Annotated in this window: 14 protein-coding genes; 10 read left to right on the forward strand and 4 right to left on the reverse strand. The window is 67.6% G+C overall.

Going from position 1 to position 14,021, the window contains the following annotated elements; all coding sequences use genetic code 11:
* Positions 1–157: 157 nt before the first annotated feature.
* Together QTI68_RS22195 and QTI68_RS22200 are read left to right on the forward strand one after the other, a co-directional pair.
* A complete protein-coding gene (locus QTI68_RS22195) occupies positions 158–391 on the forward strand; it encodes a CsbD family protein (RefSeq protein WP_286524538.1) in 234 nt (77 codons plus the stop codon).
* Positions 392–429: 38 nt separating this feature from the next.
* The gene (locus QTI68_RS22200) at positions 430–831 is read left to right on the forward strand and encodes a hypothetical protein (RefSeq protein ID WP_286524540.1); all 402 of its coding nucleotides are present in this window, start codon (positions 430–432) and stop codon (positions 829–831) included.
* A 69-nt stretch (positions 832–900) separates the two neighbouring features.
* Here the strand turns inward: QTI68_RS22200 and QTI68_RS22205 are convergent, their stop codons facing one another.
* Positions 901–1,338: an acyl-CoA thioesterase gene (locus QTI68_RS22205; RefSeq protein ID WP_286524542.1), complete on the reverse strand. Its 438-nt coding sequence runs from the start codon at positions 1,336–1,338 to the stop codon at positions 901–903.
* Between the two features lie 235 nt (positions 1,339–1,573).
* Here QTI68_RS22205 and QTI68_RS22210 point away from each other — a divergent pair, with 235 nt between their 5' ends.
* Entirely contained in the window at positions 1,574–2,131 is a 558-nt protein-coding gene (locus QTI68_RS22210; protein WP_286524543.1) for a phasin family protein, read from the forward strand.
* Between the two features lie 144 nt (positions 2,132–2,275).
* Positions 2,276–3,034 carry a 3-hydroxyacyl-CoA dehydrogenase gene (locus QTI68_RS22215; protein WP_286524544.1) on the forward strand — a complete coding sequence of 253 codons (759 nt, stop codon included), beginning with the start codon at positions 2,276–2,278 and terminating at the stop codon, positions 3,032–3,034.
* On the opposite strand, the gene QTI68_RS22220 is transcribed toward QTI68_RS22215, so the two are convergent.
* The gene (locus QTI68_RS22220; RefSeq protein WP_286524545.1) at positions 2,982–3,956 is read right to left on the reverse strand and encodes a YihY/virulence factor BrkB family protein; all 975 of its coding nucleotides are present in this window, start codon (positions 3,954–3,956) and stop codon (positions 2,982–2,984) included. The genes QTI68_RS22215 and QTI68_RS22220 overlap by 53 nt on opposite strands.
* Before the next feature lie 81 nt (positions 3,957–4,037).
* On the opposite strand from QTI68_RS22220, the gene dnaG reads away from it, so the two are divergent.
* From dnaG to QTI68_RS22240, 4 genes are all read left to right on the forward strand, one after another.
* A complete protein-coding gene (gene dnaG / locus QTI68_RS22225; RefSeq protein ID WP_286524547.1) occupies positions 4,038–5,996 on the forward strand; it encodes a DNA primase in 1,959 nt (652 codons plus the stop codon).
* 298 nt (positions 5,997–6,294) lie between these two features.
* The gene (gene rpoD / locus QTI68_RS22230) at positions 6,295–8,604 is read left to right on the forward strand and encodes an RNA polymerase sigma factor RpoD (protein ID WP_286524548.1); all 2,310 of its coding nucleotides are present in this window, start codon (positions 6,295–6,297) and stop codon (positions 8,602–8,604) included.
* Between the two features lie 83 nt (positions 8,605–8,687).
* On the forward strand, positions 8,688–9,926 hold the full coding sequence (locus QTI68_RS22235; RefSeq protein WP_286524549.1) for a multidrug effflux MFS transporter: 1,239 nt from the start codon (positions 8,688–8,690) through the stop codon (positions 9,924–9,926).
* A gap of 4 nt (positions 9,927–9,930) precedes the next feature.
* Positions 9,931–11,058 carry an HPP family protein gene (locus tag QTI68_RS22240; protein WP_286524550.1) on the forward strand — a complete coding sequence of 376 codons (1,128 nt, stop codon included), beginning with the start codon at positions 9,931–9,933 and terminating at the stop codon, positions 11,056–11,058.
* A gap of 266 nt (positions 11,059–11,324) precedes the next feature.
* Here QTI68_RS22240 and QTI68_RS22245 read toward each other — a convergent pair whose 3' ends face one another.
* On the reverse strand, positions 11,325–12,230 hold the full coding sequence (locus tag QTI68_RS22245) for a LysR family transcriptional regulator (RefSeq protein ID WP_286524551.1): 906 nt from the start codon (positions 12,228–12,230) through the stop codon (positions 11,325–11,327).
* 77 nt (positions 12,231–12,307) lie between these two features.
* On the opposite strand from QTI68_RS22245, the gene QTI68_RS22250 reads away from it, so the two are divergent.
* Positions 12,308–13,000 (forward strand): DsbA family protein, encoded by a 693-nt coding sequence (locus tag QTI68_RS22250; RefSeq protein ID WP_286524553.1) that lies wholly within the window; start codon positions 12,308–12,310, stop codon positions 12,998–13,000.
* The gene (locus QTI68_RS22255; RefSeq protein WP_286524556.1) at positions 12,997–13,614 is read left to right on the forward strand and encodes an NAD(P)-dependent oxidoreductase; all 618 of its coding nucleotides are present in this window, start codon (positions 12,997–12,999) and stop codon (positions 13,612–13,614) included. Before QTI68_RS22250 ends, QTI68_RS22255 begins: the two co-directional genes overlap by 4 nt.
* 10 nt (positions 13,615–13,624) lie before the next feature.
* On the opposite strand, the gene QTI68_RS22260 is transcribed toward QTI68_RS22255, so the two are convergent.
* A complete protein-coding gene (locus tag QTI68_RS22260) occupies positions 13,625–14,017 on the reverse strand; it encodes an SRPBCC family protein (protein WP_286524559.1) in 393 nt (130 codons plus the stop codon).
* Between the last annotated feature and the right edge of the window lie 4 nt (positions 14,018–14,021).

Raw genomic sequence — 14,021 nt, forward strand, 5'->3', positions numbered from 1 at the left:
GTGCGTTCGATTATCACGGCCGGCGTCGGCAAGTGCCTACGGCCCCTTCCCCGGGCGTCCTACCAGGGCGACGGCGGCCCCACGCGACAGTGTCTCCACGCCGGCCAGCAAGCGATGCGACCGGCGAGCAACCATCTGAAGCTGAAGGAGATAGGTCATGAACAAAGACACCGTCGAAGGCAACTGGAAGCAGTTCAAGGGCAAGATCAAGGAGCAATGGGGCAAGCTGACCGACGACGATTTCGACGTCATCGCCGGCAAGCGCGACCAGTTGCTCGGTCGCATCCAGGAGCGCCACGGCATCAGCCGCGACGAGGCTGAAAAGCAGGTCGCCGACTGGGAACGCCGCGATGGCCGCACCCCCGCCGCGATCTGGATGGAACGCGTCTGACGTCCCACCCCACCCCATCACAACTCTGGAGAATCGAAATGAAGAAACATCTGCTCATGCTCGCGATCGCGTCCACCTGTTTCGTCGCCGGCCAAGCCAGCGCGATGACGCAGGATGAATACAAGGTCGCCAAGGAAAAGATCGAGGCCGACTACAAGGTCGCCAAGGCCCAGTGCGACACCTTGAAGGACAACGCCAAGGACGTCTGCGACAAGGAAGCCAAGGGCCATGAAAACGTCGCCAAGGCCGAACTCGAACAGCAATACAAGCCGAGCCCGGCGCACGCTCGCAACGTGGCCGAAGAAAAGGTCAAGGCCAACTACGAAGTCGCCAAGGAAAAGTGCGACGACCTGAAGAGCGATGCCAAGAGCGCTTGCGAAAAGCAGGCCAAGGCCGACGAAGCCAAGGGCAAGGCCGACATCAAGGCCATGAAGATGTAGTTCGCGCCCAGGCCGGCTGATTCTTCGTAGCCATCCACCCCCTGCCGGAAGCCCTGGCAGGGGGTTTTCTTATTTGAGTTCGTCCACCACCGCGCGCAGGGCGGGCGGCAGCTTGACCGGCCGCTGAGATTCGCGGTCGACGTACACATGGACGAAATGCCCTTGCGCCGCCGCCGTCTCGGCGCCTTCGGCGAACAGCGCGATCTCGTAGCGCACGCTGGAACTGCCGGCATGCGCCACCCGGATCCCCGCCTCGACGGTCTGCGGGAAGGCCAGCGGGGCGAAATAGTGGCACTGGGTCTCGACCACGAAGCCGATCGTCGTGCCCTGGTGGATGTCGAGTGCGCCGCGCTCGATCAGCAGCGTATTCACCGCTGTGTCGAACCAGGCGTAGTAGACGACGTTGTTGACGTGGCCGTACATGTCGTTGTCGGCCCAGCGCGTCTGGATGCGCCGAAAGCAGCGGTAGCCGCTGCGGGATTGAGGGGTCGGTCGAACAGCGCTCATGGCGCGGCATTCTGCCAGCGCCGTCTCGGCGATCCTGGCGGAAACTAAATGCAACGCCCTCGGAACATTCCCATGGACAAGTTTTAGAAAACACGTTCTAAATTGCTGCAGCGCAATAAAAACCCCTTGTCCTGAACGCGTGGCTGCCTATACTTGGGGCCATGCTGCACCGCAACATAAGTGAAGGGGCAGCTCAAGCGTGAATCAACATTTTCAATTCAACTGGAGCACCACCATGGCCCTCACCGCCGACCAAATCATCTCTTCGCAAAAAGCCAACCTCGAAACCCTGTTCGGCCTGACCACCAAGGCCTTCGAAGGCGTCGAAAAGCTGGTCGAACTCAATGTGACCGCTTCCAAGGCCGCCCTGACCGAAGCCGCCGGCACCAGCCAGGCCCTGCTGAGCGTCAAGGATGCGCAAGAGCTGCTGACGCTGCAAGCCAGCCTGTTCCAGCCCCTGGCCGAAAAGACCGCTGCCTACAGCCGTCACCTGTACGACATCGCCCAAGGCACCAGCGCCGAGTTCACCAAGGCTTTCGAAGTCAAGGCCGCTGAAGCCCAGCAAGCCTTCGTCGGCCTGGTCGACAGCGCCGCCAAGAACGCACCGGCCGGCTCGGAAACCGCCGTCGCCGTCATGAAGAGCGCCGTGGCTGCCGCCAACAACGCCTTCGAATCGGTGCAAAAGGCTGTCAAGCAAGCCTCGGACGTCGCCGAAGCCAACTTCCAGGCCGTGCAGACCACCGCCGTGAACGCTGCCAAGAGCACCGCCCAGACCGCCACGCGCAAGCGCTAAGCATTTCCTGGCCCGCTGCGAGCGGGCCACGATTGTCTCCTTGGGTCCTTCGGGATCCAATTCAGGGCCCCGTCTCCGGACGGGGCCTTTTTTTGTGGCCGATCGGGTCTTCGATAATGGCCGCCACACCATTTGGAGATCGGCATGCAAATCAACGGCAAGGTTTTTATCGTGACGGGCGGCGCATCGGGCCTGGGCGAAGGCACGGCGCGGATGCTGGCGGCGAACGGCGGCAAGGTGGTCGTGGCCGACATGCAGGCGGACAAGGGCGAAGCTGTCGCCAAGGACATCGGCGGCGTCTTCGTCAAGTGCGATGTCAGCCAGGAAGCCGACGGCCAGGCCGCGGTGGCGGCCGCGCTGCAGCTCGGCAAGCTGGCCGGCCTGGTCAACTGCGCCGGCATCGCGCCGGCCGAGAAGACCGTCGGCAAGAACGGCCCGCACGCGCTGGCGGTGTTCAGCAAGACGGTCACGGTCAACCTGATCGGCAGCTTCAACATGATCCGCCTGGCGGCCGACGCGATGGCCAGGAACGAGCCCGAGGCCACCGGCGAGCGCGGCGTGCTGATCTCGACCGCCTCGGTGGCGGCCTACGACGGCCAGATCGGCCAGGCCGCCTACAGCGCCTCGAAGGGCGGCGTGGTCGGCATGACCCTGCCGATCGCCCGCGACCTGGCGCGCAGCGGCATCCGCAACATGACGATCGCCCCCGGCATCTTCGGCACGCCGATGCTGTTCGGCATGCCGCAGGAGGTGCAGGACGCGCTGGCCGCCAGCGTGCCCTTCCCGTCGCGCCTGGGCACGCCCGAGGACTACGCCAAGCTGGCGAAGCACATCATCGAGAACGACATGCTCAACGGCGAGGTGATCCGCCTCGACGGCGCGATCCGCCTGGCCCCTCGTTGACCGGCTCGACGCCGCCGAGCGCCCCGTCGGCGGCCTCGTCGGGCTTGAGGCTGCCGGTGCGCTCCAGGCGCTCGAACTGGGCGATCACCTGGGCGCCGAAGAGCACCAGCGTGGCGGCGATCTCCAGGCTCAGCAGCACCACGATCGCGGTGGTGAGCGAGCCGTAGACGACGTTGACCTGCGACAGGGTGGCGAAATAGAACACCAGCACCCGGCGCGTGACCTCCCACAGCAAGGCGGCGGTCACGCCGCCGATCAAGGCATGCCGCAGGCGCAGCCGGCCCACCGGCATCACCAGGTAGAGCGAGGTCAGCATGAAGATCTCGCCGCCCAGCCCGAGCAGGTAGAGGAGCACGCCCGAGACGCCCGACAGCGACCAGCTGTAGCCGAACAGCTCGACGCTTTCCTCGCCGATCACCTGCAGCGCGCCCGTCACCAAGGTCACCAGCATCAGGCCGACGCACAGGCACAGGATGTAGATGTAGGGCATCACCACCGAGATCAGGAAGTGCCGCGAATGCTCGGCCTTGCGGTGGTGGAAGATCACCGCCATCGCGCCCTCGAGCACCGTGAAGGCCAGCGAACTGAAGAAGATCATCGTCACCAGCAGCACCGGGCCGAGCACCTCCGCATGGGTCAGGAAATTCGACAGTTCAGCGACGATCGCCTGCGACTGGCCGGGCAGCAGCCAGGCCAGGTAGCGCCCGACCGCACTCAGCAGCGCCGCCTGGTCGACGAAATGCGACAGCGCGATGACGCTCACGATCAGGAGCGGCACGATCGACAGCAGCGCGTAGTAGGCCACCGCGCCCGCGAGCAGCAGGCCCTGGTTGGCCTTGAAGCTCTTGAGCGCCTGCCAGATGAAACGCAGGGGGTGGCGCAGCACGGGGCCGATCGGGTGGGTGACGGAATGGCGGATCATTCGGTGGTTCCGGGCCATCGGCGGTTCGGGGGCCCGGCGCGGGCCTGACGGCTTGCGTATCATTTGGAGTTCCGAGCCTACATGACCATCCCCGCTTCTTTCATCCAGGAACTGATCGCACGCGCGGACGTGGTGGAAATCGTCGGACGCTATGTCCAGCTCAAGAAGGCCGGCGCCAATTTCATGGGCCTGTGCCCCTTCCACGGCGAAAAATCCCCGTCCTTCTCGGTCAGCCCGACCAAGCAGTTCTATCACTGCTTCGGCTGCGGCGTGCACGGCAACGCGATCGGCTTCCTGATGGAACACGCCGGCATGGGCTTCGTCGAGGCGGTGCACGACCTGGCCGGCCAGTACGGCCTGCAGGTGCCCGAGGACGACGCCTCGCCCGAGGAACGGGCCCGCGCCGCCGGCCAGCGGCAGAAGCAGGCCACTTTGTCCGAGGTGCTCGAGAAGGCCGGCGAGGCCTACCGCAAGCAGCTGCGGCAGTCGCCCGGCGCGATCGACTACCTCAAGGGCCGCGGCGTCTCGGGCGAGGTCGCGAAGCAGTTCGGCATCGGCTATGCGCCGGCCGGCTGGCGCTCGCTGGCCAGCGTCTTCCCCGACTACGACGACCCGCTGCTGGCCGAGAGCGGCCTGGTGATCGTCGGCGAGGCCGAGGAAGGCGGCGAAGCCAAGCGCTACGACCGCTTCCGCGACCGCGTGATGTTCCCGATCCGCAACGTCAAGGGCGAATGCATCGGCTTCGGCGGCCGGGTGCTGGGCGACGAGAAGCCCAAGTACCTGAACTCGCCCGAGACCCCGGTGTTCAGCAAGGGCCGCGAGCTCTACGGACTCTACGAGGCCCGGGCGGCCTTCCGCGACCGCGGCTACGCGCTGGTCACAGAGGGCTACATGGACGTCGTGGCGCTGGCGCAGCTGGGCTTCCCGAACGCGGTCGCGACCCTCGGCACCGCCTGCACGCCCGAGCACGTGCAGAAACTGTTCCGCTTCACCGAATCGGTGGTCTTCAGCTTCGACGGCGACGCCGCCGGCCGGCGGGCGGCCCGCAAGGCGCTCGACGGCGCCCTGAGCTACGCCACCGACGTGCGCAGCATCAAGTTCCTGTTCCTGCCGGCCGAGCACGACCCCGACAGCTTCATCCGCGAGTTCGGCGCCGACGCCTTCGCCCGCTTCGTCGCCGAAGCCACGCCGCTGAGCCGTTTCCTGATCGAGGCGGCCCGCGAAGGCTGCGAACTGTCGACCGCCGAAGGCCGCGCCCACATGGCGAGCAATGCCCGCCCGCTCTGGAGCGCCCTGCCCGAAGGCGCGCTCAAGCGCCAGCTGCTGGCCGAGATCGCCGCCCTGGCGCAGCTCGGCACGCAGGAGCTGGGCGAGCTCTGGGCGCCGGCGGCGCCGCGCCCGCCCGCCCCGGCGCCGTCCCGGGCCAGCGCGCCGGTCGCCTCCGAAATGACCGAGGAGGACTGGGCCAGCCGCGACCAGTGGTTCGACGAACAGTCGCGCAGCGGTTCCGAGAGAAAGCGCTTCAAGTCCTTCCGCCAGCCGCCGCCGCCCCGCCCGCCCCCGGGCGGCCGCCGGCTGCCGACCAGCCGGGCCGACGTGGCGGCGCGGCTGGTGCTGTCGAATCCAGCCGAATGGGAGGCCCTGTCGCACGAGCTGCACGCCCTGCTCTGCGACCTGCCCGGCGACCACGGCCAGCTGTTCGCCTGGCTCGACAGCCAGGGGCACGAGCACGGGATCCAGCCCTGGGCGGCGCTGCGCGAAGGCCTGCGCGGCCTGGCCTTCGAAGCACTGGCGGTGCGGGTCATGACCGGCCCGGACGGCGGTCCGATCGGCGATGCCGAGGGCGAACAGGCGGCCGATGCGGCCCGCGAGCTGCGCAACGTGCTCGACTACATGCTGGACGACCTGCTCAAGGCGCAGCAGAGCGAGGCGATCGCGGCGGTCGGCAGCGATCCGCGAGCGCTGGAACGCTACAAGGCGCTCGAAGCGCGCCGGCTGGAGTTGCGAAATCGCCTCAGGCCGAGCACAAACAGTGCTTGAAAAACTGGCAGCGCGCTATAATGTAAGGCTTAGCTAGACGCCCGCCAGCGTTTGGTTGAAGCAAAAACTGGCAAGAGCGACAGCAGCACCTCCGGGCCGACCCCAAGCGCAATGCACTTCCCGACGGGAAAAGGGTCAATACACCGCAAGGACTGCACACCAAATGTTCGCCCGACATCTTGCCTTTTGACGGCTGCCGGGGGCTCGCGTTCCCCAGCCTCAGTGTTTGTGCTCCTGCCTGCGCCGGGTTTCGAGGCGCGTGTGATTCCGCTTGGTCCATCTTGTTGTACGAGGTCGTATGCCCAGTTCAAAGAAGCCTGCCGTGTCCGCTGCCAAGAAGCCCGCTGCAGAAAAACCGTCGAAGACCGCCGCGCTGCAGGCAACCAAGACGGGTGCCGTCGCCTCCAAGGCGTCAGCAGCAACGAAAGTGAAAACCGTGCCCACCAAAACGACTCTCTCCGCCGATCCCACCATCGAAAAGCCCGCCGCCAAGAAGGTGGGCCGTCCGCCCAAGGCCGCCGGCACCACCACCGGCGCCAAGCGCGGCCGCAAGCCGAAGGCCGGCAATGAATCGGCAGGCAGCGACATCGACCTGTCCGACATCGAGGACGACCTGGCCGGCGAGGAGCCGGCGGCGACCACGACCGAAGAAAAGGTCAAGCCGCTGCGCATGAAGATCAGCAAGGCCAAGGAACGGGCCTTGATGAAGGAATTCGGCCTCGACGAGACCGTCCTGTCCGAAGAAGACCTGGCCAAGCGCCGTTCGCGCCTGAAGACCCTGATCACGCTGGGCAAGACCCGCGGCTACCTGACGCACGGCGAAATCTCCGACCACCTGCCCGACAAGCTGGTCGACGCCGAGACCATGGAAGTCGTGGTCACGATGCTCAACGACATGGGCGTGGCCGTCTACGAGCAGACCCCCGACGCCGAGACCCTGCTGCTGAACAACACCGCCCCGACCGCCACCACGGTCGAGGAAGCCGAAGAAGAAGCCGAAGCCGCCCTGTCGACCGTCGACAGCGAATTCGGCCGCACCACCGACCCGGTGCGCATGTACATGCGCGAGATGGGCACGGTCGAGCTGCTCACGCGCGAAGGCGAAATCGAGATCGCCAAGCGCATCGAAGGCGGCCTGATGGCGATGATGGAGGCCATCTCGGCCTCCCCCGCCACGATCGCCGAGATCCTGCGCCTGGGCCAGGAAATCCGTGACGGCAAGGTCGTCATCTCGACCATCGTCGACGGCTTCTCGAACCCCAACGAGGCCGACGACTACGTGGCCGAAGAAGACTTCGACGAATTCGACGAGGAAGACGACGACGACGGCAAGGGCGGCTCCAAGGCGCTGACCAAGAAGCTCGAAGAACTCAAGCGCGACGCGCTCGAGCGCTTCGACCGCATCGCCGTGCTGTTCGAGAAGGTCCACAAGATCTACGACAAGGAAGGCTACGGCACGCCGGCCTACGAGAAGGCGCAGCACGCCCTGTCCGAAGAGCTGATGACGATCCGCTTCACGGCCCGCACGATCGAGAAGCTGTGCGACCTGGTGCGCACCCAGGTCGACGACGTCCGCAAGAAGGAGCGCGAACTGCGCCGCATCATCGTCGACAAGTGCGGCTTCCCGCAGGAAGACTTCATCCGCGACTTCAGCGGCTACGACAAGAACGGCAACCGCGTCGCCTCCAACCTGCTCAACCTCAAGTGGGTCGAGAAGCAGGCCGCCGCCGGCAAGCCCTGGAGCGCCGTGCTGGCCCGCAACATCCCGCCGGTGCAGGAACTGCAGCAGCGCCTGACCGACATCCAGTCGCGCGTGGTGGTGCCGCTGACGCAGCTGAAGGACATCAACAAGCGCATGAACGAAGGCGAATCGTCTTCGCGCGATGCCAAGAAGGAAATGATCGAGGCCAACCTGCGCCTCGTGATCTCGATCGCCAAGAAGTACACCAACCGCGGCCTGCAGTTCCTGGACCTGATCCAGGAAGGCAACATCGGCCTCATGAAGGCGGTCGACAAGTTCGAATACCGCCGCGGCTACAAGTTCTCGACCTATGCGACCTGGTGGATCCGCCAGGCGATCACCCGCTCGATCGCCGACCAGGCGCGCACCATCCGCATCCCGGTCCACATGATCGAGACCATCAACAAGATGAACCGCATCAGCCGGCAGCATCTGCAGGAGTTCGGCTTCGAGCCCGACGCCAGCATCCTGGCCGCCAAGATGGAGATCCCGGAAGACAAGATCCGCAAGATCATGAAGATCGCGAAAGAGCCGATCTCGATGGAAACCCCCATCGGCGACGACGACGATTCGCACCTGGGCGACTTCATCGAGGACAGCAGCAACACGGCGCCGATCGAGGCCGCGATGCAGGCCGGCCTGCGCGACGTGGTCAAGGACATCCTCGACAGCCTGACGCCGCGCGAAGCCAAGGTGCTGCGCATGCGCTTCGGCATCGAGATGTCGACCGACCACACGCTGGAAGAAGTCGGCAAGCAGTTCGACGTGACGCGCGAGCGCATCCGCCAGATCGAGGCCAAGGCGCTGCGCAAGCTCAAGCACCCGAGCCGTTCGGACAAGCTGCGCAGTTTTATTGATACCCTGTAGGCTCGCTGCAAACCGGACAAGGAAGGCGCCCTCGGGCGCCCTTCTTTTTTCGAGAACACCAAGAACCGACCGAGACGCCACCCATGAACCCCGAAGCCGACAAACTCTGGCGGGCGCCGCGCTGGGCGCTGGCCGTGCTGCTGGCGGTGCTGGGCATGCTGGGTCCGTTCTCGATCGACACCTACATCCCGGCTTTCTCGGGCATCGCGCGATCGATCGGCGCCACCCCCGCCGAGATGCAGCAGACGCTCTCGGCCTACCTGTTCGGCTTCGCCTTCATGAACCTGTTCCACGGCGCGCTGTCGGACAGCTTCGGGCGCCGGCCGGTGGTGCTGTGGGGGCTGGCGGTGTTCACGGTCGCATCGCTGGGCTGCGCGCTGTCGCAGACCATCGGGCAGCTGGTTCTGTTCCGTGCCCTGCAGGGCCTCTCGACGGGCGCCGGCATCGTGGTCTCGCGCGCCGTCATCCGCGACATGTTCCCGCCGGCCGAAGCGCAGAAGGTGATGGCGCAGGTGACGATCTACTTCGGCATCGCGCCGGCGATCGCGCCGATCGTCGGGGGCTTCCTGTTCGTCCACCTGGGCTGGCACAGCATCTTCTGGTTCCTGGTCGGCGTCGGCGTGGTGCTGTGGGTCGCCAACTTCAAGCTGCTGCCCGAGACGCTGCACAAGGACCATCGCCAGCCCTTCGAGGTGCGCCACCTCATGCGCGGCTACTGGGACCTCTGCTCCGACCCGCGCTTCCTGCTGCTGGCGCTGGCCAGCGGCGTGCCGTTCAACGGCATGTTCCTGTACGTGCTGGCCGCGCCCGCCTTCCTCGGCGAGCACCTGGCGCTGGCGCCGACCCAGTTCTTCTGGTTCTTCATCCTGACCATCGGCGGCATCATGAGCGGCGCCTGGGCCAGCGGCCGGATGGCCGGCAAGGTGGCACCGAAGCGGCAGATCCGCGACGGCTTCGTGATCATGCTGGCGACCTCGATCCTGAACGTGGCCGCCAACGCCCTCTTCACGCCGCATGCGGCCTGGGCGCTGTGGCCACTGGCGGTGTTCGCCTTCGGCTGGGCGCTGATGGTGCCGGTCGTGACCCTGCTGGTGCTTGACCTGCACCCGGACCGCCGCGGCATGGCCTCGTCGCTGCAGGCGGTCATCGGCTCGACCGCCAACGGCATCGTCGCCGGCGTGGTCGCGCCACTGGTGATGCATTCCACGCTGGCGCTGGCCGCTACCTCGCTGCTGATGCTGAGCGTCGGCCTGGTGGCCTGGGTCTGGCTGCACGGGCGCTGGCCCGAGATCGGTCGCCGGGTCGCCGGCGAGGCGGCCTGAAGCGATGCGGTCGTTCGATCTGCGAAGCTTCGCCCGCGCCTGGCTGCCCGGGCCCACCGTCGTCGACGGGCGCGAACGGCTGCGCGCGGTCGTGGGGGCTGCGATCGGCCTGCTGTTCACCGGTCTGGTGTGCGAATGGCTGGCCGGCGGCAGCGGCTGGCTGATCGCGCCGCTCGGCGCCAGCGCGGTGCTGGTGTTCGCCTTGCCGGCCAGCCCGCTCGCGCAGCCCTGGCCGGTGATCGGCGGCAACACGCTCGCCGCCCTGGTCGGCGTCGCCTGCGCCCATTGGCTGCCAGACGGTGTCTGGGCCGGCGCGCTGGCGACCGCCCTGGCCATCGGCCTGATGTTCGCCATGCGCTGCCTGCATCCGCCGGGCGGCGCGGTGGCGCTGCTGGCCGTGCTGACCCACACCGGCGAGCTGCCTTTCGCCTTCCTGCCGGTGTTCGCCGATTCGCTGCTGCTGGTGCTGGCCGGGGTGGTCTACAACAGCCTGACGGGGCGCCGCTATCCGCACCTGCAGCTGGCGCCGCCGCGCCCGCCCGGGGCCGACGCCGGCGCCATGTCGGCCGACATCGACGCCGTGCTGGCGCGCTACAACCAGGTGCTGGACATCAGCCGCGACGACCTCGAATCGCTGATCCGGCAGACCGAGATGGAATCCTGGCACCGGCGGCTCGGCACGGTACGCTGCGCCGACATCATGTCGCGCGACCCGGTGGTGGCCGAGTTCGGCATGCCCCTGCAGGACGCCTGGACCCTGATGCACGAGCGCCGCATCAAGGCGCTGCCGGTGACCGACCGGACGCGCCGGGTGGTCGGCATCGTCACCCAGGCCGATTTCTTCCGCCAGATCGACCTGGAGCACCACGAAGGCATCGGCGGCCGGCTGCGCCACTTCATCCGCGCGACCCGCAGCGTGATGTCGAACAAGCCCGAGGTGGTGGGCCAGATCATGACGCGCCAGGTGCGCGTGGCCAGCGAAGACCGGCCGCTGGCCGAACTGGTGCCGCTGTTCTCCGAAGGCGGCCACCACCACATCCCGATCATCGACGCCGAGCGCCGCCTGGCCGGGATGATCACGCAATCGGATTTCGTGCGCGCGCTCTACCGCGCGGTCGGGCCGGAGAACTGAGAACCTGTTTGCGCTCTCCCTGGGGTCGCGCAGGCGACTTTTCGGGAGGGGATGCAAGGCGCAGTGCGCCGCCCATAGCATGGCTATGGGCAAGCGCTGCAACGCCGCAGACCGCCCGAAAAGACGCCTGCCCTTCGGGTTGGGGCGAAATCGGGCGATTTCTGCGTGCCGCTGCTTGCATGGGCACAAGCCCATGCGGCGCAACGGCACTTCGAACTCATCCCGATTGCGCCCCAACGCGACCCCAGGGAGAGCGCAAACAGGTTCTAGGCACCGGGCGGCCAGTGGGCCGGCTCGGCGAAACGCGCCACCAGGAAATCGAGCAGCGCCCGCAGCGACGCCGGCATCTGGCGCCGCGACGCGTAGACGCCGTAGACCCCCAGGCCCTGCGGCACGAAATCGGGCAGCAGCGCCACCAGCCGGCCCTGGGCGATCGGCCCGCGGGCCGAGTAGGCCGGCTGCATCGCGATGCCGGCGCCCTCGATGGCTGCTGCCAGCAGCACTTGCGACTCGTTGGCGCTGAGGTTGCCGCTGACCGGCACCGCGATGCGATCGGCGCCCTGCTCGAACTGCCACAGGCTCTTGCCGAAGTAGGAATAGGTCAGGCAGTTGTGCAATGCCAGGTCCTGCACGCTGGCCGGCTCGCCGTGGGCCGCCAGGTAGGCCGGCGAGGCGCAGACCACCGAGTCGCACCGGCCCAGCGGCCGGGCGATCAGGTTCGGATCGAGGTCGTTGGTGATCCGGATCGCGAGGTCGATGCGTTCCTCGACCAGGTTCACCGGCCGGGCGTCGATGTGCAGGTCGATCGCCGCCCGGGGATGGCGGCGCAGGTAGTCGGCCACCGCCGAGGCGAGCACGTCCTGGGCCAGCGACTGGGCGCAGGCGACCCGCAGCAGGCCGCGCGGTTCTTCCGCGCAGGCGCTGGCGGCGGTCGCCATTTCGGCCGCGACCTCGAGCATGCGGCGGCAGCGCGCCAGGGTTTCCTCGCCGGCCTCGGTGAGGCTGAGCCGCCGGGTCGTGCGATGCAGCAGCCGGGCGCCGGCCCACCGCTCCATCTGCGCGAGATAGCGCGTCACCATGGCGCGCGACATGTCGAGCGCCTCGGCGGCCGCGGTCATGCTGCCGCGCTCGGCGATGCGGACGAAGACTTCGGCGGCGACGATGCGGTCCATATTCGATCGAATAAAGCAACAAACCATTGCATGCTACGCGGTTTTTCGATCGGATCGAGAAACATACGATACGGGGCATGACGGCAACGAACCCCCTCCCCCGGCGCGCGACGCTGCACTACGTCTTCGACCCGCTGTGCGGCTGGTGCTACGCCGCGGCGCCCTTGATCGAGGCCGCGCGCAGCCTGCCGGCGCTGGCGATCGAATGCCATGGCGGCGGCATGCTGACCGGCAGCAACCGGCGCCCCATCACGCCGGCCTGGCGCGAGCACGTGATGCCGCACGACCGCCGCATCGCCGAACTCAGCGGCCAGCCCTTCGGCGCCGCCTATTTCGACGGCCTGCTGAACGACAGCGGCGCGATGCTGGACTCCGCACCGCCGCTGACGGCGATCCTGGTCGCCGAGGCCGAGGCGGGCCGGGGGCTGGACATGCTTCACAGCCTCCAGCGCGCCCACTATGTCGAGGGGCGGCGCATCGCCGACCCGCAGGTGCTGCGTGCGCTGGCGGCGGAGCTCGGTCTCGACGCGGCCGCCTTCTCCGACGACTTCGACTTCATGGCGGGTGAACCCACCCAGCGCCATATCGACGAAAGCCGCCGCTGGTTGGCCCGGATCGGCGGCCAGGGCTTTCCGACCCTGGCGCTGGCGACCACCGATGGCCGGCTGACGCCGCTGGATGCCGGCCGCTTCCTCCGTCGCCCCGACGCCTGGACCGCGCAGCTCGAAACCCTTCTCTCCCAACCCCTCTCACCCAAGGAACACCCATGAGCAAGATCGCCCTTCTCGGAATCACCGGCCGCGCCGGCTCCCGCATCGCCGACGAACTGCTGGCGCGCGGCCACAGCGTGACCGGCATCGCCCGCCATGTCGACGGCGTCGAAGCCCGCCCCGGGCTGAGCCTCCAGGCCGCCGACGCGAAAGCGCTCGACGCACTGGTGCCGCTGCTGCGCGGCCATGACGTGATCGTCAGTGCGACCCGATTCGCCGGCGGCACCGACGCCGCGACCCTGATCGCCGCCGCCCGGCAGGCCGGCGTGCCGCGCCTGCTGGTGGTCGGCGGCGCCGGCAGCCTCGAGGTCGCGCCCGGTGCGGCGCTGATCGACGCGCCCGGCTTCCCGGACGCCTACAAGGCCGAGGCCGCCGCCGGCGGCACGCTGCTGGCCGCGCTGCGGGCGGAGAAGGACCTGGACTGGACCTTCTTGTCGCCCTCGGCGATCTTCGAGCCCGGCCAGCGCACGGGCAAGTTCCGCGTCGGCGGCGACAGCCTGCTGAGCGACGCCGGCGGCAAGAGCTGGATCTCGATGGAGGACTACGCGATCGCGATGGTCGACGAGATCGAGTCCCCGAAGCATCCGCGGCAGCGTTTCACCGTCGGGTACTGATCCGGGCCGCTCAAGCCTCGAGCGTCTTCTTCATCGCCTGCATCCCGGCCGCGATCATGGCGGCGATCGGCTCCGCCATCTCGTGCGGCAGCAGGTCGGCGATCCAGACCAGGCGGCTGTGCCCCGCGTCCTCGGCGAACACCTGCAGCGAGGCGTTGTGGTGGGTGAGGCGGCCGCCGCTGGCCGACCAGACGGCGCGGCGCGCAGCGTCGTCGAGGTCGACGATGACCTCGCGCGCCACCATGCCGTTGCCGAAGGTGACGATGCGAGCGTCGCCGTCGAGCTTGCAGTCGGTGACGAAACCCGGCACCAGGCGACGATGGATCTGGCCGACGTCGCGGACCGCGTCCCAGATCTTCTCGGCCGGGGCCGCGACCTGGATTTCCTGTCGAATCGATGCCATGGTC

This window comes from Variovorax sp. J31P207 (assembly GCF_030316965.1).
Taxonomy (GTDB): domain Bacteria; phylum Pseudomonadota; class Gammaproteobacteria; order Burkholderiales; family Burkholderiaceae_C; genus Variovorax; species Variovorax ginsengisoli_B.